This is a genomic window from Microbacterium sp., assembly GCF_040394595.1.
In the GTDB taxonomy this organism is placed as follows: Bacteria; Actinomycetota; Actinomycetes; order Actinomycetales; family Microbacteriaceae; genus Microbacterium.
In genome coordinates this window covers 172528-192683 of record NZ_JBEBSA010000001.1, presented here as the reverse complement: position 1 = coordinate 192683, position 20156 = coordinate 172528, and the positions used below count along the sequence as shown (strand labels likewise).

The 20156-nt window shown below is 69.6% G+C and carries 18 protein-coding genes and 1 tRNA gene; 16 read left to right on the top strand and 3 right to left on the bottom strand.

Annotated elements, in window-relative coordinates; genetic code table 11:
* The first annotated feature begins 23 nt into the window (after positions 1 to 23).
* Both ABWO84_RS00990 and ABWO84_RS00985 read left to right on the top strand, forming a co-directional pair.
* Positions 24 to 1607, top strand: coding sequence for a M81 family metallopeptidase (locus tag ABWO84_RS00990; protein ID WP_353111598.1), 1584 nt, complete (start codon positions 24 to 26; stop codon positions 1605 to 1607).
* Positions 1604 to 2950: an alpha-L-fucosidase gene (locus tag ABWO84_RS00985; RefSeq protein WP_353111596.1), complete on the top strand. Its 1347-nt coding sequence runs from the start codon at positions 1604 to 1606 to the stop codon at positions 2948 to 2950. Before ABWO84_RS00990 ends, ABWO84_RS00985 begins: the two co-directional genes overlap by 4 nt.
* Before the next feature lie 70 nt (positions 2951 to 3020).
* On the opposite strand, the gene ABWO84_RS00980 is transcribed toward ABWO84_RS00985, so the two are convergent.
* Positions 3021 to 3947, bottom strand: a complete 927-nt coding sequence (locus ABWO84_RS00980) for a hypothetical protein (RefSeq protein WP_353111594.1) — start codon at positions 3945 to 3947, stop codon at positions 3021 to 3023.
* A gap of 86 nt (positions 3948 to 4033) precedes the next feature.
* On the opposite strand from ABWO84_RS00980, the gene ABWO84_RS00975 reads away from it, so the two are divergent.
* The 3 genes from ABWO84_RS00975 (at position 4034) to serA (ending at position 6622) form a co-directional block, all read left to right on the top strand.
* On the top strand, positions 4034 to 4573 hold the full coding sequence (locus ABWO84_RS00975) for a hypothetical protein (protein ID WP_353111592.1): 540 nt from the start codon (positions 4034 to 4036) through the stop codon (positions 4571 to 4573).
* The gene (locus ABWO84_RS00970; protein ID WP_353111590.1) at positions 4570 to 4899 is read left to right on the top strand and encodes a hypothetical protein; all 330 of its coding nucleotides are present in this window, start codon (positions 4570 to 4572) and stop codon (positions 4897 to 4899) included. The genes ABWO84_RS00975 and ABWO84_RS00970 overlap by 4 nt, the downstream gene beginning before the upstream one ends.
* A gap of 118 nt (positions 4900 to 5017) precedes the next feature.
* Positions 5018 to 6622 (top strand): phosphoglycerate dehydrogenase, encoded by a 1605-nt coding sequence (gene serA / locus ABWO84_RS00965; protein ID WP_353111588.1) that lies wholly within the window; start codon positions 5018 to 5020, stop codon positions 6620 to 6622.
* Between the two features lie 209 nt (positions 6623 to 6831).
* Here the strand turns inward: serA and ABWO84_RS00960 are convergent, their stop codons facing one another.
* Positions 6832 to 7383 carry a TetR/AcrR family transcriptional regulator gene (locus ABWO84_RS00960; RefSeq protein ID WP_353111586.1) on the bottom strand — a complete coding sequence of 184 codons (552 nt, stop codon included), beginning with the start codon at positions 7381 to 7383 and terminating at the stop codon, positions 6832 to 6834.
* Between the two features lie 71 nt (positions 7384 to 7454).
* Here ABWO84_RS00960 and ABWO84_RS00955 point away from each other — a divergent pair, with 71 nt between their 5' ends.
* The 10 genes from ABWO84_RS00955 to ABWO84_RS00910 all read left to right on the top strand — a co-directional run bounded on the left by ABWO84_RS00955 (position 7455) and on the right by ABWO84_RS00910 (position 19249).
* Complete coding sequence (locus ABWO84_RS00955) at positions 7455 to 8984, top strand: MFS transporter (RefSeq protein WP_353111584.1); 1530 nt, start codon at positions 7455 to 7457, stop codon at positions 8982 to 8984.
* Positions 8985 to 9020: 36 nt separating this feature from the next.
* Complete coding sequence (locus ABWO84_RS00950) at positions 9021 to 10070, top strand: 3-isopropylmalate dehydrogenase (protein ID WP_353111580.1); 1050 nt, start codon at positions 9021 to 9023, stop codon at positions 10068 to 10070.
* 48 nt (positions 10071 to 10118) lie between these two features.
* Positions 10119 to 11207 carry a branched-chain amino acid aminotransferase gene (locus tag ABWO84_RS00945; RefSeq protein WP_353111578.1) on the top strand — a complete coding sequence of 363 codons (1089 nt, stop codon included), beginning with the start codon at positions 10119 to 10121 and terminating at the stop codon, positions 11205 to 11207.
* 69 nt (positions 11208 to 11276) lie between these two features.
* Entirely contained in the window at positions 11277 to 12056 is a 780-nt protein-coding gene (locus tag ABWO84_RS00940; RefSeq protein ID WP_353111576.1) for a fumarylacetoacetate hydrolase family protein, read from the top strand.
* Positions 12053 to 13306 (top strand): MFS transporter, encoded by a 1254-nt coding sequence (locus tag ABWO84_RS00935; RefSeq protein ID WP_353111574.1) that lies wholly within the window; start codon positions 12053 to 12055, stop codon positions 13304 to 13306. Before ABWO84_RS00940 ends, ABWO84_RS00935 begins: the two co-directional genes overlap by 4 nt.
* Positions 13307 to 13319: 13 nt before the next feature.
* Positions 13320 to 15947, top strand: coding sequence for a hypothetical protein (locus ABWO84_RS00930; RefSeq protein ID WP_353111572.1), 2628 nt, complete (start codon positions 13320 to 13322; stop codon positions 15945 to 15947).
* Positions 15948 to 15992: 45 nt separating this feature from the next.
* Positions 15993 to 17501, top strand: a complete 1509-nt coding sequence (gltX, locus tag ABWO84_RS00925; RefSeq protein ID WP_353111570.1) for a glutamate--tRNA ligase — start codon at positions 15993 to 15995, stop codon at positions 17499 to 17501.
* Between the two features lie 87 nt (positions 17502 to 17588).
* Positions 17589 to 18086 carry a lipocalin family protein gene (locus ABWO84_RS00920; RefSeq protein ID WP_353111568.1) on the top strand — a complete coding sequence of 166 codons (498 nt, stop codon included), beginning with the start codon at positions 17589 to 17591 and terminating at the stop codon, positions 18084 to 18086.
* Positions 18087 to 18177: 91 nt separating this feature from the next.
* Positions 18178 to 18252 (top strand) — tRNA-Gln (locus tag ABWO84_RS00915).
* 226 nt (positions 18253 to 18478) lie between these two features.
* Positions 18479 to 19249 (top strand): hypothetical protein, encoded by a 771-nt coding sequence (locus tag ABWO84_RS00910; RefSeq protein ID WP_353111566.1) that lies wholly within the window; start codon positions 18479 to 18481, stop codon positions 19247 to 19249.
* Here the strand turns inward: ABWO84_RS00910 and ABWO84_RS00905 are convergent.
* On the bottom strand, positions 19246 to 19611 hold the full coding sequence (locus ABWO84_RS00905; protein ID WP_353111564.1) for a tyrosine-type recombinase/integrase: 366 nt from the start codon (positions 19609 to 19611) through the stop codon (positions 19246 to 19248). The genes ABWO84_RS00910 and ABWO84_RS00905 overlap by 4 nt on opposite strands.
* Positions 19612 to 19941: 330 nt before the next feature.
* On the opposite strand from ABWO84_RS00905, the gene ABWO84_RS00900 reads away from it, so the two are divergent.
* On the top strand, positions 19942 to 20124 hold the full coding sequence (locus tag ABWO84_RS00900) for a hypothetical protein (protein WP_353111562.1): 183 nt from the start codon (positions 19942 to 19944) through the stop codon (positions 20122 to 20124).
* Positions 20125 to 20156 lie beyond the last annotated feature (32 nt).

Here is a 20156-nt window from a genome sequence, read left to right as displayed (position 1 = left end):
CCCGATCCCCAGGAGGACACGACATGACCGTTCGACCGGAAGCCCACGAGATCTGGATGGGACCGCTCGCGCCGATCGCCGAGGGCGGGCTCGCCGCGCCCCGGATCGGCATCGCGGGGATCTCGATCGAGTCCAGCACCTTCTCGCCGCACGTCTCCGGCGATGAGGCCTTCACGATCCGTACCGGAGACGACCTGCTCGGCTACTACCCGTTCCTGGGCGACGGGCGCGAGCTCCGTGAAGCGGCGCAGTGGGTGCCGATCCACCACGGACGCTCCCTCCCCGGCGGTGCCGTCGCGCCCGAGACCTATCGGCGGATGAAGGACGCGATCGTCACGGGGATCCGGGAGAGCATCCGCGCCGACGGCCCCTTCGACGGCTTCTTCTTCGACATCCACGGCGCGATGAGCGTGATCGGGATGCAGGACGCCGAGGGGGACCTCGCCCGCGCCGTGCGCGCGGAGCTCGGGCCCGACACTCTCATCACCGCCTCGATGGACCTGCACGGAAACGTCTCCGAGGTGCTCCGCGACGAGGTCGATCTGCTGACCTGTTACCGGATGGCGCCGCACGAGGATTGGATGAACACGAAGGAGCGCGCGGTCTGGAACCTGCTCGCCCGGCTCCGCGGCGCCCACGGGAGCGATCCTCTGCTCCGCCGCCCGTACACGGCGTGGGTCCCGGTGCCCGTCCTGCTTCCCGGGGAGAAGACCAGCACGCGTCTCGAGCCGGCGCGCGGCATCTACGCCGAGCTACCCGGCATCGAGGCGATGGACGGCGTCGTGGACGCCTCGGTGTGGATCGGCTATGCATGGGCGGACGAGCCGCGCTGCCAGGCCTACGTCGTCGTGACGGGGGACGATCGCGCCCTCATCGCCCGCGAGGCGGAGCGCGTCGCCCGGATGTTCTGGGACGCCCGAGAGGAGTTCGTGTTCGTCGCCGAGACCGCGAGCCTCGACGGCGCGCTGGAGAAGGCGCTCGCGCCCGGAGCCGCGCGCCCCTACCTGATCTCCGATTCGGGAGACAACCCGACAGCCGGGGGAGCGGGCGATGTGACCTGGACGCTGGGCGAGCTGCTGGCGCGTCCCGAGCTGACGGACGGCTCGCGCACCACGCTGGTCGCGTCGATCTTCGACGCCGACGCCGTGGCGGCCGCCGCCGAGGCCGGTGTCGGGGCGACCGTGACGCTGACCGCGGGCGCGCGGGTGGACCATGGACCCCGGGGCCCGGTGGAGCTCACCGGCGAGGTGTTCTCGATCACCGAGGGCGATCCGGACGCGGGCACCCAGGCCGTCATCGCGGTCGGCGGCCTGCACGCGATCATCACCTCTCGACGCAAGCCGTTCCATCACCTCGATGACTTCCGGATGCTCGGTCTCGATCCCGAGGCGGCGGACATCGTCGTCGTCAAGATCGGATACCTGGAGCCGGAGCTCTACGACCTCGCGGCGGACTGGACGCTCGCTCTCACCCCGGGCGGCGTCGACCAGGACCTGCTGCGCCTCGGGCACAGCCGCCTCCTGCCGGGCGTCTACCCCTTCGACACCACTGGACAGCCCGCGCTCGCCGCCGTGGTGGGCCGCCGCGGAGAGGAGACCCCCGCATGATGAACTTCGAGAAGCGCACCGGACCCGACTTCGGGGCCGCCGCTCCGCACTACCCCTCGCAGACGGTGCCCGACTGGTACCGCGACGCGAAGCTCGGCTTCTTCGTGCACTGGGGGCTGTACTCCGTCCCCGCATGGGCCGTGGCGCACCCCGAGGGCGGCGTGCTGACGGAGGACGCCTACGCCTGGCACCAGTACGCGGAGTGGTACGGCAACACGGTGCGGATCGCGGGCAGTCCGACCTGGCGTCGCCATCAGGAGCTCTACGGTCCCGGGACCTCCTACGAGGATCTGGCCGATCTGTGGGACGCCTCGGCCTTCGACGCGGACGCCTTCGTCGGCGAGCTGGTGGGCGCCGGCGCGAAGTACGTCGTGCCGACCACGAAGCACCACGAGGGCTTCTGCCTGTGGGACACCGCGACCACCGGGTTCAACGCCGCGGCCCGTGGCCCGCGCCGCGACCTCATCGCCGAATTCCACGACGCGACCCGCCGCGTCGGTGCGAAGTTCGGCGTCTACTTCTCCGGCGCCCTCGACTGGCACGTGGGGGACTTCCCGGCGATCGAGTCGGACACCGATCTGTTCCGCTACCGTCGCAACGACGAGCAGTTCTCCCGGTATGCCGCCGCGCAGCTGGACGAGCTCGTCCAGAGGTTCTCGCCCGACGTGCTGTGGAACGACATCGAATGGCCGGACGGCGGGAAGGGCGCCGAGGAGTTCGGCGTCGCCGCACTCCTGCGCCGGTACTTCGACGCTGTCCCGGGCGGCGTGGTCAACGATCGCTGGGGAGTCCCGTACCACGGCTTCCTCACCCGGGAGTACACCCATATCCCGGACATCGTCGACGCGCCCTGGGAATCGACGCGGGGGCTGGGGTACTCCTTCGGGTTCAATCAGGCGGAGGACGAGCGGCACTCCCTCTCGGGCGCCGAGCTCATCCGTCTGCTCGTGGACGTCGTCTCGAAGAACGGGAATCTGCTCATCAACGTCGGGCCGGCCGCGGACGGTTCGATCCCCGACCTGCAGCGCGCTGCGATGCGCGAGCTCGGCGCGTGGCTGACGGCCAACGGCGAGACGATCTACGGCACGCGTCCGTGGGTGCGATTCGGAGAGGAGACGGGGGCGCCGCGGCGGTACACCCGCTCCGGGGCCGGCACGCACGTGATCGCCCTCGACCCCGCCGCGGGCGAGCTGGAGCTGCCGGCGGAGCTCGCAGGTGCCGAGGCGCGCTGGGCGGACGGGACGCCCGTCGACCTGCTGGCGCGACCGGACGGCACTTCGACCGCCTTCGTCCCCGAAACGTTGCGCGGTGCGCCGGCGGCGGCGTTCACCGTGTCCCGCTGACGCCGGGGCATCTCCCGGCAGAGCGGCGGACGAGAGAGGGCGCTCCGGTGCGGAGCGCCCTCTCGTCGTCTCAGTTCGCGGGCGCGTCCTTCACCACGATGGGGGCCTTCGTGGGATCGGTCCAGACGGGCACCGGCAGCGGCGTGCTCTCCTTGCCGTTCTGGATCTCGCGGAGCGCCGCGGTGATCTCGTCCGAGTTCTCGGGCACGGTCAATCCGCAGGTCTTCATCTCGGAGGCGAACCGCAGCGTCAGGCGGAGCTTGCCGGCGGCGACCGCCTCGGCGGTGGTGCCGGTGCGCTTGTCGCTGCCGGTCTGGATGTCCGGCACCTGGTCGCACACGTGATAGACCTTGCCGCCGTCCACCCACACCACCTGGTCCTTGCCGAGGAGCTGGATCACGGTGGACTGGTCGGCGTCGTACTGCTCGACCGAGGACGGCTTGAAGTCGATGCCGAAGAACACGGCGACGGCGGCGAGCACGACGCCGATGATGCCGGCGGTGGTCTTCTGGCCCTTGTCCATGTCCTTGTTCAGGAAGATGAGGATCACCAGAGGCAGGAAGGCGATGATCGCGATGATCGCGCCGAGCTGGTTCTGCACGAAGAAGCGCACGGTGTCGGACTTCCGCGCCGGATCGAGGCGGTTCGCTTTCTTCCACAGCAGGGAGCCCGTGATCGACAGCGCCGCGATCACCACGAGCAGCACGATCAGTGTGATGAACGCCCACTGCGGGAACTGTGTCTCCACCCCGCCGGTGAGCAGCCCGGTCTCGGTGTCGCGCCGGAAAGTGCCCTCCTCGCCGATGACCACGCGCTGACGCAGCAGCCAGAAGATTCCCACCGCCTCGCCCGCGATCGCGAGGAACCACAGCACCGCTGCGATCCAGCGGAACGTCGTCGCCTGCTTCTTCGCCTCCGGCGTCGGCTTCCAGCCCGGCGTGTCGGCCGCCCCGGCAGCGGGCTGCGACCCGGCAGCGCTCTTCTTCTTCTCCGTCACGGCGTTCCCCTCTTGGACACGTCTTGACCACGTACTGATCGACCCGAGCCTACTGTGCTCCGGAATCGCATCGCTACGCTGGGGGGATGACATCCGATCCCGACGAGGAAGCGCTGAGCTGGGACGGCGATGACGCGCTCGACCGGCCGAAGCTGCCGAAGGGCTGGCACGCGGTCGGCAAGGGCAGCGACAAGGTCGAATCCGAGTCCGAGCCCGCACCCGCTCAGGGCTCCGTGAACGCGGAGGCCGCAGACGAGCGGCGGGCCGTCGTGGCGGAGGCGCCCGGCGGCGGCGAGGCTGTTCGCCGCGACGGCGCTGATGACGGTCCGGAACCGATGTCGACGGCGATGCTGGTCTCGGTCGGCGTCCTCGGCGGCATCTACCTGCTCTACACGGTCGGCTGGGTGCTCGGCGGGTACCGGATCCAGGGCAAGGCCCTCTTCCTCATCCCCGACGTGATGTACAGCATCACCCTCTGGGCCGCGGTGGCGGCGCCTGCGCTGTGGTTCCTCTGCAGCTGGGTCCTGACGCGGGGGTCGAAGAGCTGGGTCCGGCTCTCCGCGCTCATCGCAGGCGTGCTGCTGCTGATCCCCTGGCCGTTCGTCACAGGAGGGGGTGGCGCATGAGCGAGACCGTCTCGGCCCCATCCCGCTTCGGCTCCGCGCTGCGCGGATTCATCACCGGCATCGCGGGCCTGGCCTATGCGTACCTCGTGTGGAACGCGGTGGCGTACCTCATCACCATGGCCCAGGTGGGGCTCAGCGGATACGGATGGTTCGTGCTGCTCTTCGCGGCGGTCTTCCCCGGGCTGGTCTTCGCCGCGGCGCTCCTGCTGGGGCGGAAGCGCACGCTGTTCCCCTTCGTCCTGGTGCTCGTCACGGGTGTCGGACTCTCCGCCGTCTTCTGGCTGGACGTGCTCTCCTCCTCCCTGCAGGGCGGTCTGCTGGCCTGACGTCACACGGCCGGGAGCAGCATCGGCGCTCCGGTAGGGTGGACTCGATCGCGCCCCCGACGGCGTGCGGCGCATCGGTCGTCTCCCCTTGCCATCGTGCTGCCCCGAAGGATCCACCGTGCCGAAGCCTGTCGTGCTCATCGCCGAAGTACTCTCACCCGCCACGATCGAGGCCCTCGGCCCCGATTTCGACGTCCGCGACGTCGACGGCACCGACCGCGAGGCGCTCTTCGCCGCTCTCGCGGAGGCGGACGCGGTGCTGATCCGTTCCGCGACGAAGATGGATGCCGAGGCGATCTCGCACGCTCCTCGGCTCAAGGTGATCGCACGCGCCGGCGTCGGTCTCGACAACGTCGACATCAAGGCGGCCACCGCAGCCGGTGTCATGGTGGTCAACGCTCCCACTTCGAACATCGTCTCCGCCGCGGAGCTGACCGTCGGCCACATCCTCAGCCTCGCGCGGCGCATCCCCGCCGCCGATGCCTCGCTGTCGGCGGGGGAGTGGAAGCGGTCGAGCTTCACCGGCACCGAGCTCTTCGAGAAGACCGTGGGCATCGTCGGTCTCGGGCGGATCGGCGCGCTCGTCGCCGCGCGTCTCGCCGGATTCGACGTGCGCCTCATCGCCTACGACCCCTATGTCACGAGCGCCCGCGCGCAGCAGCTCGGCGTGCAGCTCGTCTCGCTCGACGAGCTGGTCGCCGAGGCGGACTTCCTCACGATCCACATGCCGAAGACGCCCGAGACCACGGGGATGATCGGCGCCGATCAGCTGAAGGCGATGAAGGCGACCTCCTACGTCGTGAACGTCGCGCGCGGCGGCCTCATCGACGAGGAGGCGCTGCTCGACGCGCTGCGATCCGGGGAGATCGCCGGAGCCGGACTCGACGTCTTCACCAGCGAGCCCCCGGTCGAGGACAGCGCCGCTCGCGCTCTGCTCGGCCTCCCCAACGTGGTCGTCACTCCGCACCTCGGGGCGAGCACCGAGGAGGCACAGGAGAAGGCGGGCGTCTCGGTCGCCCGCTCCGTGCGGCTCGCTCTCGGCGGCGACCTCGTTCCGGACGCGGTCAACGTCGCCGGCGGTGTGATCGACCCCTACGTCCGCCCGGGCATCCCGCTGGTGGAGAAGCTCGGCCAGATCTTCTCCGCCCTCGCCCAGGCGCCGCTGACCAGCCTCGATGTCGAGGTGCACGGCGAGCTGAACGGCTACGACGTCAGCGTGCTGAAGCTCGCCGCGCTGAAGGGCGTCTTCGCACCGATCGTCAGCGAGACCGTCTCATACGTGAACGCTCCACTGCTCGCCGAGCAGCGTGGGATCGCGGTCCGGCTGCTGCAGGACGACGTGACCGAGGAGTACCGCAACGTCATCACCCTGCGCGGCGCCCTGTCAGACGGCTCGCAGCTTTCGGTCTCCGGCACGCTGACCGGTCCCAAGCAGATCGAGAAGCTGGTCGGCGTCAACGACCACGCGCTCGAGCTGCCGATCGAGAAGCACCACGTCGTGATGCTCTACACCGACCGCCCCGGGATCGTCGCGGTGTATGGCCAGAAGTTCGGCGAGGCGGGCGTCAACATCGCCGGCATGCAGATCGCCCGACGCGCCGCCGGCGACCAGGCGCTGAGCCTGCTCACGCTGGACTCGCCCGTGGGCGACGAGCTGCTCGATGAGATCCGCGAGGCGATCGACGCCGACCTCTTCCGCCAGATCGAGATCAGCGAGATCTGACCCTCGCGATGGGCCCGTCCCCCGGGAGGGACGGGCCTATCGCGCGCTCCGTGCAGATTCTGGGAGAACCTGCACGGGCTGTCGATTTCGGAGGACCCTCCCCGTCGTATCGGTACGGGGCGTGAGGCAATCGCGCGCGTGGAGCAGCCGGCGGTGCGCCGTCACCCGGAACGGCGACTCGCAGACGCCGAGGGAGGGGACGCCTGAGCTCAGTCCTCGTGCGGTGCGGTCGCCTGCAGCGCGAGGGCGATGAGCTGTTCCATCCGCGCTCCGCGCGGGACGATGCGCTCCGCGTCGTCGCGGTCGAGCGCGTTGTTGAAGTAGAGGCCGTCGCTGAGGAGCATCACGAGGTCGAGGGCGGCGTGGTCCCGCACATGCGGGGCTATGGTGTCCGACCAGCGGCGCCGGGCCTCGTAGAGGGCGGCCCCCGCCTCGCCGTGGCCGCCCTGCGCTAGTCGCGACGCCGCGGTGAGGGCGCGGTCGAGCGGGTCGATCTGCACCGATGTGCGGAGGTAGTACGCCACCGCCCCTTCGGGGGCGGCGGCCATCCGCTCGATGTCGGCGTCGACGAGGGCGGAGAGGCGTTCGAGGAGCCCGGCGACGAGGTCGTCCTTCGAGCCGAAGTGGTACAGCAGACCGCCCTTGGAGACCCCGGCCTCACGGGCCGTCGCCTCCAGTGTCGCCGCGCGCTCGCCCTCCGCGAGCAGCAGGGTCTCGAAGGCGTCGAGCACGAGTTCGCGGGCGCGCGGAGGTCTGGACATGTCTGTTACTATACCATCCGGACGGTTTAGTTATCCGGCGAGCAGAGGGCTCGCCCAGAAAGAGGTGTCCCATGACCAGGACCGGGTCGATCCCCGTTCTCGAGACCGACGCGCCCCGCGCCGGTGCCCGTGGATGGTGGGCGCTGGTCGTCCTGATGCTCCCCGTGCTGCTCGTCTCCGTCGACAACACGGTGCTGAGCTTCGCGCTGCCGGAGATCTCCCTCGCGCTGCGGCCGAGCGGAGCGGAGCAGCTCTGGATCATCGATGTCTACCCGCTGGTCCTCGCCGGACTGCTCGTGACCATGGGGACGCTCGGCGACCGCTTCGGACGCCGGAGGATGCTCCTCATCGGCGCCACCGGATTCGCCGCCGTGTCGGCACTGGCCGCATTCGCGCCCACGGCGCTCACGCTCATCGGCGCGCGCGCCCTGCTCGGCTTCTTCGGCGCCATGCTGATGCCGTCGACCCTGTCGCTGCTGCGCTCGATCTTCGTCAACCGCGACCAGCGCCGCCTGGCGATCGCCGTCTGGGCATCCGCCTTCTCGGCGGGATCGGCGCTCGGCCCGATCGTGGGCGGTTTCCTGCTCGAGCACTTCTGGTGGGGCTCGGTGTTCCTCATCGCCGTGCCGGTGCTGATCCCGCTCCTCGTCTGCGCCCCGCTGCTGGTGCCGGAGAGTCGCGACCCGAACCCGGGCCGGATCGACCCGATCAGCATCCTGCTGTCGATGGCGACGATGATCCCGATCGTCTACGCGATCAAGTCCTTCGCCGTGGATGGCCCGACCGTCGTCGCCGGGCTGTGGGCGGTGCTCGGCTTCGCGATGGGCGCGCTCTTCGTGCGGCGTCAGCTGCGCGCCGACATCCCGATGCTCGACATGGCGCTGTTCCGCCGCGGTTCGTTCTCCGGGGCGATCCTGGTGAACCTGCTCAGCGTCGTCGCCCTCGTCGGGTTCCTCTACTACGTGTCGCAGCACCTGCAGCTCGTGCTCGGGCTCAGCCCGATGGTCGCCGGATTCGCGCTGGTGCCGGGCATGGTGGCGATGATCATCGCCGGGCTCGCGATCGTACCGGTGTCCCGGCGGATCTCCCCCCATGTGCTGATCCCCGCAGCCCTGGTCTTCTCGGTGATCGGGTATCTTCTCGTCGCCTTCATCGGCGGTTCGATCCTCTCGCTCATCCTCGCCTTCGTGGCTCTGGGCATCGGCATCGGCGCCGCCGAGACGATCTCCAACGAGCTGATCCTCGCGAGCGCGCCGGCGGAGAAGGCCGGCGCCGCGAGCGCGGTCTCCGAGACCGCGTACGAACTGGGTGCCGTGCTCGGCACTGCGGTGCTGGGCGGCATCATCACCGCGTTCTACCGCGGTGCGCTGATCCTGCCGGCCGGCCTGGGCCATGCCCAGGCGGAGGCGGCCAAGGAGACGCTCGCCGGTGCGTACGCGGTGTCGCACGGACTGCCCCACCCCCTGGGCACCCAGCTGTGGGATGCAGCGACCACCGCCTTCGGATCCGGCGTCGGCGTCACGTCGCTGATCGGGGCGGGACTGGTGGTGCTCGCGGGCGTCATCGCTGCCGCTACGCTGAAGGGACGCGCCCGCTCCTGAGCTGCGGCGGGCGTGTTCCCCCGAGCTAGGAGTGCCATGTCGCGTGTCGTGAAGCTGGCCGTCATCCCCGGTGACGGCATCGGTCCCGAGGTCATCGCCGAAGCGGAGAAGGCTCTCGAAGCCGTCACCGCCGGGAGCGATGTGGTCTTCGACAAGACGCGCTTCTCGCTCGGCGCCGCGCGCTACCTCGAGACCGGGGACACGCTCACCGACGAGGACCTCGACGCGATCCGCGGTCACGACGCGATCCTCCTCGGCGCCGTTGGCGGACAGCCGGGCGACCCCCGGCTGAAGGACGCGAACATCGAGCGCGGTCTGCTGCTGAAGCTGCGGTTCGAGCTCGACCACTACGTCAACCTCCGTCCCTCCAAGCTCTACGCCGGGGCCCCGGGCCCGCTGACGGAGCCCGGCGACATCGACTTCGTCGTCGTCCGCGAGGGCACGGAGGGGCCGTACGTCGGCAACGGCGGGAGCATCCGCCGCGGCACCGCGCAGGAGGTCGCGAACGAGACGAGCGTCAACACCGCGTTCGGCGTCGAGCGCGTCGTCCGCTACGCGTTCGAGCTCGCCGAGCGTCGGGACAAGAGGGTCACCCTCGTGCACAAGACCAATGTGCTCGTCAACGCCGGCGGCCTGTGGAAGCGGGTCGTCGACGAGGTGGCGCAGGAGCACCCGGACGTGGCCGTAGACTATCTCCACGTCGACGCGGCCACGATCTTCCTGGTCACCCACCCTTCGCGCTTCGACGTGATCGTCACCGACAACCTCTTCGGCGACATCCTCACGGATCTGGCCGGCGCCGTCACCGGTGGCATCGGCCTCGCAGCCTCGGGCAACATCAACCCCGCCGGCGCCTTCCCCTCGATGTTCGAGCCGGTCCACGGCTCCGCTCCCGACATCGCGGGTCAGCAGAAGGCAGATCCCACTGCGGCGATCCTCTCCGTCGCCCTGCTGCTCGACCACCTCGGGCTGCGGGACGAGTCCGCCCGCGTTCATCGGGCGGTCGAGGAGGACATCGCGCACCGGGAGGGATCCCGCACCACCGCACAGATCGGCGACGCGATCATCGCCCGTCTCCAGGCGTAGTCTGGGACCACGCGAGCACCGCCGCCGCCACGAACGCAGGATGTGAAAATGACCGACACCGCAACCTCCCCGCTCACCTTCGCCGTGACGAGGAACCTCGCCGCGAAGACCACGGCCCAGCGCGACGAGATCCTCGAGAACCCGGGCTTCGGCACCAGCTTCACCGACCACATGGTCGACATCTGCTGGTCCGAGGCCGGAGGCTGGCACCGCCCGCGCGTACAGCCCTACGGCCCGATCTCGCTCGACCCCGCGGCCGCCGTGCTGCACTACGGGCAGGAGATCTTCGAGGGCATCAAGGCCTATCGTCACGCCGACGGCTCGATCCACACGTTCCGGCCCGACCGCAACGCGGCCCGCCTGCAGCACAGCGCCCGCCGTCTGGCGCTGCCCGAACTGCCCGCCGAGTACTTCGAGCAGGCGTTGCGCGAGCTGATCTCGGTCGACAGCGCCTGGGTTCCCTCGGGGGCGGATCAGAGCCTGTACTTCCGTCCCTTCATGTTCGCGAAGGAGGCGTTCCTCGGGGTCCGCCCCGCGAAGAAGGTGGCCTTCTACGTGATCGCGAGCCCCGCCGGCGCCTACTTCAGCGGCGGCGTCAAGCCCGTGCGCATCTGGCTGAGCGAGAACTACGCCCGTGCGGGCAAGGGTGGCACCGGGGCGGCGAAGACCGGCGGCAACTACGCGTCGAGCCTGCTTCCCCAGGCCGAGGCGTACGACAAGGGCTGCGACCAGGTGGTGTTCCTGGATCAGAACCGCAACGTCGAGGAACTCGGTGGGATGAACGTGGTCTTCGTCTACAAGGACGGCCGCGTGGTCACCCCGGAGTCGGACAGCATTCTCGAGGGGATCACCCGCGACTCGCTGCTGCAGCTCGCGGAGGACCGCGGCCTGACCGTCGAACGCCGCGCGGTATCGCTCGGCGAGTGGCGGCAGGGCGTGGCGTCAGGCGACATCGTCGAGGTGTTCGCCTGCGGCACGGCGGCGGTCGTCACGCCGATCGGCGCCCTGGTCTCGGACGAGTTCGAAGACGAGCAGCCTCTCGGCGAGCTGGCGCTGTCGCTGCGCGAGGAGCTCACCGACATCCAGTACGGCCGCCGCGAGGACAAGCACGGCTGGCTCGTGCGCCTCGACGGCTGAGCAGAGCATCGAGAAGGGCCCGCCCGTCGGCGGGCCCTTTTCCGTCCCCGGCGTCGATAGGCTGGGCGGGTGAAGATCGCGCGGTTCAGTCATGACGACGGCATCCATTTCGGCATCCTGGACGAGGGGGAGCTGGTGGTGCTCGCCGGCGATCCGATGTTCGCCGGCTACGAGACGACGGGGGAGCGCGTCCCGCTCGCCGATGCCGCACTCCTCGCCCCGGTGATCCCTCGCTCGAAGGTCGTGTGCGTGGGGAAGAACTATCACGAGCACGCCAAGGAGATGGGCGGCGAGGCTCCCGCCGAGCCCCTGCTGTTCCTCAAGCCGAACACCGCGGTGGTCGGCCCCGGCGACTCGATCGTGCGCCCGGTCTCGCTCTCCGACAGGACCGAGCACGAGGGCGAGCTCGTGGCCGTCATCGGCCGGATCGCGAAGAACGTCGCCGCCGAGGACGCCCTCGACTACGTCTTCGGGTACACGGTCGGCAACGACGTGACCGCGCGCGATCTGCAGCGTCGGGACGGCCAGTGGTCCCGGGCCAAGGGGTTCGACACCTTCTGCCCGCTGGGGCCCGTGATCGAGACCGAGTTCGACGCCACCTCCGCGACGATCGAGACCCGGGTCGACGGCGAGGTGCGTCAGCACGCGCCGCTGTCCGACATGATCCACTCCGTCGCCGAGATCATCGCCTACGCCTCCGCGGTGTTCACGCTGCTGCCGGGCGACGTCATCATGACGGGGACCCCGGCGGGCGTCGGAGAGCTCGTCGCCGGAGACACGGTCGAGGTGGAGGTCTCCGGGATCGGTGTGCTGCGCAACCCGGTCCGCGACGCCCTCCCGCAGCCGTGACCGGGCAGGAGACCCTCCCCGCGGAGATCGCGGGCATCCAGCGACGCACCGTCCGCGTCCTCGCCTTCGGGCAGGTGCTCGGCGGGATCGCGTTCGGCTCGACCGTATCGCTGGGAGCCCTGCTCGCCGCCGACCTCTCCGGCGATGACGCCCTGTCGGGACTGGCCACGGCCTCGGTCACCCTCGGGGCCGCGGCGGCCGCGATCCCGCTGGCGCGCTATGCGAGCCGATTCGGGCGGCGCCGTTCGCTCACCGCGGGGAACCTCCTCGCGCTCGTCGGCGTCGCGATCGTGATCACGGCGGCGTCGGTGCGGTCGTTCCCGCTGCTCCTCGCGGGCATCATCCTCATCGGCATGGGCAACGCCGGCAACCTGCAGTCCCGTTTCGCCGCGACCGATCTCGCGTCGTCCCAGCACCGCGGACGCGACCTGTCCGTGGTGGTGTGGTCGACCACCATCGGCGGGGTGGCGGGGCCCCTGCTGCTCACGCCGGGCGAGGCGCTCGGCCATGCGATCGGGATGCCGCCGCTGACCGGCTCGTACGTCTTCTCGCTGGTCGCGCAGACCCTCGCACTGGCGCTCTACCTGATCGCGCTGCGCCCCGACCCGCTGCTGCTCGCCGTGAAGGTCGCCGGAGGGACTCAGGCGGCCGGCGCGTTCGGCGCGGGCGTGGATCGTCCGATCGCGGCGCGGTACGCGATCTTCGCCGTCGCCGGCTCGCACGCCGTGATGGCCTCGGTGATGGCGATGACGCCCATCCACCTCTCGCACATGGCCCACGGCGCCCACGGCGCGGCGGCCTCGAGCACGGACGTGACGCTGCTCGTCGGCGTGACGATCGCACTGCACGTGGCCGGGATGTACGGGCTCTCCCCGCTGTTCGGCGTCCTCGCCGACCGGTGGGGACGTCTGCAGGTGATCCTCCTCGGCCAGGCGATGCTCGTCGGCTCGCTGCTGACCGCGATCGTCGCGGGGGACAACCCCGCGGGCGTGATGGTCGCGCTGATCCTCCTCGGTCTCGGCTGGAGCGCCGCCACCGTCGCCGGAGCGGCGCTCCTCACCGAGACGTCCACGGTGCAGCGTCGCCCGCGTCGACAGGGCCTCAGCGACTCCCTGATGAGCCTCACCGCCGCGGTCGGCGCCGCGGGTGCGGGCTGGGTGCTGACGGAGTTCGGGTATGCGGGGCTCGGCGCGGCCGCCCTGGTGATCGTGGTCGTCATCGTCGCGCTGTCGCCGCTGGCTCGCCGCTGACCGGGAGGACGCCATGACCGACGACGCATCGCTCGCCCCGCTGATCGCCGCCGCGGAGGAACTGATCGACGAGGGGGAGCAGGGTGAGGCGCAGCAGCTGCTCTCGCGGACGCTCGCGGGGGCGTCCTCGGCCCGTTCGGCGGATGAGGCGGCACAGCTGGCCCGGGCGACAGGACTCCTCATCGCGCTCGATCTCGGGCTCGTCCCCTCCGAGGCGATCGCCGCCCACCTGGATCGGATGCGGCGGCTGACGGAGGGCTTCGACGAGGAGTCCGTGTCGGCAGCACGGGCGGAGGCGGAGCTGCAGACGATCGAATGGGTGCACGCGGAGGAGGACGGGCCCGACCCGATCGTCCTCGTCGACGTGCTGCGGCGGGCCGAGGACTTCTCCGCCCGCGGCGGATCCTCCCCGCACGTCGCCGTCCGCAGGGCCGCGGCGGAGGCGGCGCTCACGGCGCAGATGATCCGCTCCTGGCTCGACCAGGACCCGTCGTCGATCGCCGTCGCCCTCGAGAGCCTCGCGCTGTCCTTGGCCGGGGAGGACGATGAGCGGCTGCGGCAGATCCGTGTCGCGGCGCTGAACCGTTCCGCCGAGATCCGCATCGCCGCGGAGGAGGACCCGGAGCATGCGCGATTCCTGCTGCGCACCGTGGTGGAGGAGAGCGCAGGCCTGCCGGGGCTGCTGGATCTGAGATCGTCCGCGCTGCGGATGCTCGCCGAGCTCGCGATCGCGGACGGGACGCCGATCGAGGAGGCGCTGAGCGGGGCGTTCGCGGCGCTCCGCGTCGATCACGAGGGCGATGCCCGGAGTGCCTGGCTGCGCTGCCGTCACCTGGACCTGCTGCTCGGACGGCTCCCCGAGGACCGTATCGACGCGGTCACCGCGCAGGAGTGGGGGAGCAGGCTCGCGCGCACCGCGACGGAGGCCGACCCGCGGATCCGGGACGCCGTGCTGAGCTTCGTGCTCTTCCGCGCCGATGCGGACGGTGCTCTCGCGCCGCGCGATCTGGGAGTGCTCCGTCTGGCCGACGACGCGTTCCGCGGCGACCGAGACCCGCTGACCGTGGAGACACGGTTCCGGGTCGCGGCGCGCATCGTCGAGGCCGTCGGAACGCCCGGAACGGCCTCCGCCGACCCCGCGCTCGCCGTGCGCCTCTCCGAGGAGACCGAGACGCGCTTCGAGGCGGAGGGCGCGTGGAGCAGGCTGGCGCCCGAGCAGGGGCGTCTCCTGCTCGATCGCGCTCTCCGGCTGTCCGATCTCGGGATGAGGGATCAGGCTCTCGCGATCCTCGGAGGATTCCGCGCGCGGTTCGCCACGGCGGACGAGCCCGCTCGGATGCGGCATCTGCAGGCGCAGGCCGACTACTGGACTGCGCGGCTGCTGCGTGAACGCGGTGAGACCGCTCGCGCGGCCGGGCTGGTCGAGGCGCTGGTCGCGGAGCACGGCGTCTCCTCGGACGTCGACGTGCGGCTCTGGGCGGGGAAGGCGCTCTTCTCCGCATGGCGCGCGGAGTCGGCGGACGACGCCGCGGCGGAGGCTGCGTTCGGGCGTTTCACGGCGGTGTTCGGAGAGGAGAGGGATGCCGGATTCCGTCGGCTGGACGCCTCGGGGCGGGCGAGCCTCGCACACCGGGCGCACGAACGCGGAGACTCCGAGCGCGCCGTGGAGCTGTTCCAGGACGTGGTGTCGCGGCACGGGGACGACGACGATCCCGAGGTCGCGGAGACGGTCCGCCTCGCGCAGGAGAATCTGGGGATCCTGTCGCTGAGGGAGGACGCCCCGGCGGGCCCGGACGTCGACGAGCGGTATCGGGCGCTGCGCGATCGGCTCTTCGCGACCGATGCGCTCGTCGCGCAGGGCAGGGCTGCCGAGGCGGAAGAGACCTGGCGCACGATCGTGGAGGAGGCCGCTCCGTCCTCGGATCCGCACGTCGCGCTGCTCTCGCTCGCCGCCCTGGACGCCTGGTCGGGGGAGCTCGCCGAGGCGGGGCGATGGACCGAGCTGGCCGAGGTCGCCCGCCGGGCCACGGTGCTTCGCGATGGGCTCGACGTCCGCGGGGAGCGGGTGAGGGCGCGTGCGCACCTGCGGTATGCGCTCGCGCTCGTCAAGCTGGGCGATCCGCGCGGTGCGGTCGCCGTGTACGACGCGCTCGAGCAGCTCGTCTCGGCGGCGGCCGACGACGAGCTCGTCACGATCCGGCAGCAGGGCGCGTACAACCGTGCGGTGCAGCTCGACGACCTGGGCGACGTCACCGCGGCGCTGCACGCCTACGACCACGTGCTGGCCGTGCACGCCGCGCGGGTCGATTCCGCGGAACAGCGTCTGCGCCGGGTGAAGGCGCTCCGCAACAAGGCGCTGCTCCTCGACGGCCTGGGACGGATCGCCGAGGCGGCGGGAGCCCATCGACTGATCCTCGACATCGCCTCGGCCTCGCCGGACGCCGAGCTCGGGCCGCGCGCACGGGCGTCCGCGTTCGACCTGGCGGGCTGCTTCGCCCGCCTGGGCGATCCGGCTTCCGCGGCGGCGACCTACGGCTGGATCCGGCGCACTCCGGGGCTCGGGTTCACCGAGACGGAGGTGCGTGACGCGGCCCGCCAGCAGAAGGCCGCAGAGCGGCAGGCGCGTCGCCTCCGCCGGTGACCGGACGCGGGACCGGCGGCCCTCTCGGCCTAGAATCGAAGGGCTATGGCTACTCCTGATCCCCGCACCACCACCGCCACCGGTTCGGACGTGCGCGTGCGCTTCTGCCCTTCGCCGACCGGCCTTCCGCACGTGGGCCTCGTCCGCACCGCGCTGTTCAACTGGGCGTATGCGCGCCACCACGGCGGCAAGCTCGTGTTCCGCATCGAGGACACCGATGCCGCGCGCGACAGCGAGGAGAGCTATCAGCAGCTGCTCGACGCGCTGCGCTGGCTGGAGATCGACTGGGACGAGGGCGTCGAGGTGGGTGGCCCGCACGCGCCATACCGGCAGTCGCAGCGACACGGCATCTATCGCGGGGTGCTGGACAAGCTCGTCGCCGCGGGCCTCGTGTACGAGAGCTTCTCGACCGCCGAGGAGATCGATGCCCGCAACGAGGCGGCGGGACGCGCGAAGCAGCTCGGCTACGACAACTTCGACCGCGACCTCACCGAGGAGCAGAAGGCGGCGTTCCGCGCCGAGGGGCGTCAGCCCGCGCTGCGGCTGCGTGTGCCTGACCACGACCTCACCTATGTGGACCTGATCCGCGGCGAGGTCACCTTCCCCGCCGGGTCGTTCCCCGACTATGTGATCGTGCGGCCGAACGGCATCCCGCTGTACACCTTCGTGAACCCCGTGGACGACGCGCTCATGGGCATCACGCATGTGCTGCGCGGCGAGGACCTGATGCCGTCCACCGCTCGCCAGCTCGCGCTCTACGCGGCGCTCATCGACGCGGGGGTCACGACGTTCGTGCCGCGATTCGGGCACATGCCGCTCGTGCTGGGCGAGACGGGCAACAAGAAGCTCTCCAAGCGCGACCCGCAGGCCGACCTGTTCCTGCACCGTCAGCGGGGGATGATCCCGGAGGGGCTGCTGAACTACCTCGCGCTCCTGGGCTGGTCGATCGCTCCCGATCGCGACGTCTTCTCCCGGGAGGAGATGATCGCCGCCTTCGACATCGAGGACGTCAACCCCAACCCGGCGCGGTTCGACCAGAAGAAGGCCGAGTCGATCAACGGCGACCACATCCGCATGCTCGACGGCAAGGACTTCGCCGAGCGTCTGCTGCCGTATCTGGCCGCGGCCGGCGTCTTCGGCGGGGCGGAGCCGACCCACGAGCAGATCGTGCTCGCCTTCCGTGCGGCGCCGCTGGTGCAGGAGCGGATGCAGCTGCTCGGAGAGGCGCCCGGGATGCTCGGTTTCCTCTTCGTCGACGAGGTCTCCTACGAGGACGACGCTGTGAAGGGCCTGCCGGCTAACGCCGCCGAGGTGCTGGAGGCGTCGATCGCCGCGCTGGAGCCCGTCGCGGAGTTCACCCCCGACGCGATCCAGGAGGCGCTCTCGGCGAAGCTCGTGGAGGAGCTCGCGCTGAAGCCGCGGGTGGCCTACGGTCCGCCGCGCGTGGCCATCACCGGCCGTCGCGTCTCGCCGCCGCTCTTCGAGTCGATGGAGCTGCTCGGCAAGGACGAGTCGCTGCGCAGGCTGCGCGCGCTGAGGGATCGGCTCGGCTGAGTCCCCTTGGCCCGGCGGACGGGTGCACAACCCGTTCCTCCGCCTCAAAGCCGCGACGTAGTCTGGGGGAGTCGAAGGAGGCGGACGATGACCGAAGGCGAAGTGCGATCCGTGCCCGCGCTGGAGCTCGGACGGTATCTGGGGCTGTGGTACGAGATCGGTCGGCTGCCGTTGCGTTTCGAGGACGACGGCGCACGCGACGTGACCGCGGACTACTCACTCCAGGATGACGGCACCGTGCGGGTGGACAACCGATGCCTCGACGAGGACGGGAAGCCGACGCAGGCCGTGGGCCAGGCGGTCCCCGATAAGGAGCACCCCGGGCGGTTGACGGTGACCTTCCTCCCGGAGGCGCTGCGCTGGATCCCGTTCACCACGGCTGACTACTGGGTGCTGCGCATCGGCGATGCCTACGAGCACGCCCTGGTCGGCACTCCTGACCACAAGCATCTGTGGCTCCTATCGCGTACGCCGCAGGTGCCCGAAGCCGTGGAGGAGGCGTTCCTCGACACCGCACGTGAACAGGGCTTCGACCTGGGCGCATGGATCCGTCCGTCGCAGTCGGGGCAGGTCGTCGCCGTCTGAGCGCGCCACGCCCGGACGCCCCGGACCGATTGGCCATCTGCGAGCGGGTCGGGTAAGCTTGAACCTCGGTGCGAGGCTCCGGTTTCGCCCTTGGGGTATGGTGTAATTGGCAACACGGCTGATTCTGGTTCAGTTGTTCTTGGTTCGAGTCCAGGTACCCCAGCCAACAGATAGGCCCGGAATTCCGCAGTAAAACGGAAGATCCGGGCCTCTGTCGTTTGGGAACGCGGCGGGTCGACCCCTCCGAAACCCCTCCGAGTCGAAGCAGGGATGTCGGTGCTCTCCGGCATGATGGGCATATGACCTGGACTCCCATAGGTGTCGCGCCAACTGCTTCCCCGACGCTCGTAGACGGTGTGCCACCGTGGTTGCGGCGAGGGCTCAAGGACTGGGTGAAGTACAACGTGCATTCGCATCCGCAGAACGGGTATCCACAGAAGAAGACGAAACTTGTACAGGAGTTTGACCAACTCGCCAAGCTGCGGAAACCGCTCGCGGAAGCCTTCGAGGATCACGGATTCGAACACCTCGAATATGGGTTGTTCACTCGCCAAGGTGAGATGAACCTGTACATCCAGTTCATAGATTTTCTCGTGAGCAGGATTGCACCAGCATACGGTGGTACGTCCCAGGTGCAGGCGCTCACAACTTTGCTTGAGAACGCTGGATCAAAGTGGAGGGTTGGAAGCCGACTCGGAAACGTTGGCCTTGAAGAGCGCGTTCCCATTGGAGTGGTTGCGGCTGCCGACGCATTGATGCATGGCCCAGGTCAGGCGGGAGCGTTGCTGGCAGAAGCGTGGCAAGCCGCCTTCGGCGTGAATCCCGACTTCGAGAAGGCCTACGCCAAATCGATCAAAGCAGTCGAGGCCGCTGCAATCCCCGTTGTGAGTCCGACAAATGCCAGTGCGACGCTCGGGACCGTCGTCGGACAAATGCGACAGCAAGGGGATTGGAACCTGGACATGTCGCGCGAACATGCCACACATACTCGGTCACACGTTGTGCTCGGGATGGTGCAGATGCTGTGGACCGGACAGAACGATCGCCACGCGGGGCAAGCGGGCTATCAGCCGAGCACCCAGGCCGAAGCGGAAGCCGCGGTTATGCTGGCGGTGCCACTCGTCCAATGGTTCTCTTCTGGCGCGATCCAGCGTCGCCCCTAGCCGATGCGCGCCAGCGCAGGACGGCTCGCGACGGCTGCCAGGCGGTCCATGTCGTCGGTCAGGTCGTCGTTGAACAGGTGCAGGTAGTGCTTGTACATCGTGGCGATGTCGGCGTGCCCCATGAACTTGGCGACGCGCTCGATAGGCAGACCGGCGCTCGCGCAGGCGCTGGCGTAGAAGTGGCGGAGGTCGTGCCAGCGCACTGACGGGATGTGCAATGCGGCCAGCGCCGGGAGGAAGTGCTTCCGGTACAGGTTGTCGTGGTTGAACTGCGCCGACCAGTCGAGCGCGCCGCGCGTCCTGCCCGCGCCACCACGCTTGCGCCCCGGCTCCGAACCAGGCCGTACTCGGCGAGGTACCACGCGACCGCGCGGCGCAGATGTGAGGACTTCGATTCGCCGGTCGCAATTGCGAGGGCGTCCATACCCGCGTCGTAGTCAGCGGGCAACTTGAAACGGACACTGACTGTGCCGCTCGGCAATACCTTCGGTCGGGCCATTCTGATTCCTTTCATTTGAGGGGCGCATAACTATTCTCGCTCGCCGCATATGGGTAGTAGGCGAATTTCGAAGCTTCTTTCTCGCGATCTGCAATATGTACATTGCAACTCTGTTGCGAATTCAATAGCGCTCCATAGCCCTGCGGCAGAGTGGCTGAAAAGGGAAAGATGGTTCCTAACCAAAGGAGCAATCATGAACATCAAAGTCGCGCGTTTGACGAATCCATCCGAATTGTGGATGTTCCAGGACGAATTCATCCACAGCGCCCTTCGCGTCGCCACGTGCCTGATCGTCAAGGTGCCAAGGAGGATGGCGCATCCCAGTGAGAACGCCACCGGGCAGGGGTTGCCAAGCCGGTGGCGTTCTCGTTGGTGAGCAACCACGGACCGTGGTTCAAACGTGTTCCG

Coding starts and splice junctions, on each gene's coding strand:
- ABWO84_RS00950 (WP_353111580.1), top strand. CDS start 9,021: ATGTCGCGTGTCGTGAAGCTGGCCGTCATCCCCGGTGACGGCATCGGT.
- ABWO84_RS00900 (WP_353111562.1), top strand. CDS start 19,942: ATGAACATCAAAGTCGCGCGTTTGACGAATCCATCCGAATTGTGGATG.
- ABWO84_RS00985 (WP_353111596.1), top strand. CDS start 1,604: ATGATGAACTTCGAGAAGCGCACCGGACCCGACTTCGGGGCCGCCGCT.
- ABWO84_RS00975 (WP_353111592.1), top strand. CDS start 4,034: ATGACATCCGATCCCGACGAGGAAGCGCTGAGCTGGGACGGCGATGAC.
- ABWO84_RS00960 (WP_353111586.1), bottom strand. CDS start 7,383: ATGTCCAGACCTCCGCGCGCCCGCGAACTCGTGCTCGACGCCTTCGAG.
- ABWO84_RS00970 (WP_353111590.1), top strand. CDS start 4,570: ATGAGCGAGACCGTCTCGGCCCCATCCCGCTTCGGCTCCGCGCTGCGC.
- ABWO84_RS00920 (WP_353111568.1), top strand. CDS start 17,589: ATGACCGAAGGCGAAGTGCGATCCGTGCCCGCGCTGGAGCTCGGACGG.
- gltX (WP_353111570.1), top strand. CDS start 15,993: ATGGCTACTCCTGATCCCCGCACCACCACCGCCACCGGTTCGGACGTG.
- ABWO84_RS00990 (WP_353111598.1), top strand. CDS start 24: ATGACCGTTCGACCGGAAGCCCACGAGATCTGGATGGGACCGCTCGCG.
- ABWO84_RS00930 (WP_353111572.1), top strand. CDS start 13,320: ATGACCGACGACGCATCGCTCGCCCCGCTGATCGCCGCCGCGGAGGAA.
- ABWO84_RS00955 (WP_353111584.1), top strand. CDS start 7,455: ATGACCAGGACCGGGTCGATCCCCGTTCTCGAGACCGACGCGCCCCGC.
- ABWO84_RS00945 (WP_353111578.1), top strand. CDS start 10,119: ATGACCGACACCGCAACCTCCCCGCTCACCTTCGCCGTGACGAGGAAC.